Source organism: Vibrio sp. Vb2131, assembly GCF_033338535.1.
GTDB lineage: Bacteria > Pseudomonadota > Gammaproteobacteria > Enterobacterales > Vibrionaceae > Vibrio > Vibrio alginolyticus.
The window spans coordinates 1-502 of sequence record NZ_JAWOSW010000192.1 but is presented as its reverse complement, the minus strand read 5'-3'; the positions used below and the strand labels follow the sequence as shown (position 1 = coordinate 502).

The window sequence follows — 502 nt, the reverse complement described above, 5'->3', positions numbered from 1 at the left end:
CTGGATCAAAGCTTCCCTCAAGACCGACTTCACTACCATAATAAATGCATGGCGCGCCGACATAAGTCATGAGTAAGGCCAACGCGATTTTCATTTTTTTCTCATCCCCATTCACCAAGGTGAGAAAACGCGCCGTGTCATGGCTATCGAGTTGATTGAGTTGTGAGAGCTGATTGGCAAAAGGAACTTTTGCTCTGGCTTCATCCAACCACGCTTTGAACTCAAAACCATCTATATCGATTGGGTCGTACGTGATGTCTTGATGCGCAATAAACGCTCGAACAGGGTGGGCAAAACCGTAGTAGTTCATCGCGCCGTCTTCTTGCTCCCCTTGCAACCATTGAGTCGCCTCAAAAAAATGCTCACCTAACACATAAGCATTCGGATTAACTGATTTGGTCGCTTGGCGAAATGCTTTCACGTAGTGAGCGTTGTTTTTCGCCCCCTCCCCTTCACCTAGCATATGAATGACATCAAAACGCCAGCCATCCACGGAATATGG

1 protein-coding gene is annotated in these 502 nt (G+C 47.2%); it reads right to left on the bottom strand.

Translation table 11 applies throughout. From position 1 onward, the window contains the following. The coding region (locus R7E38_RS23485; protein ID WP_318082266.1) for an alpha-amylase family glycosyl hydrolase at positions 1-502 on the bottom strand (502 nt) is incomplete at both ends.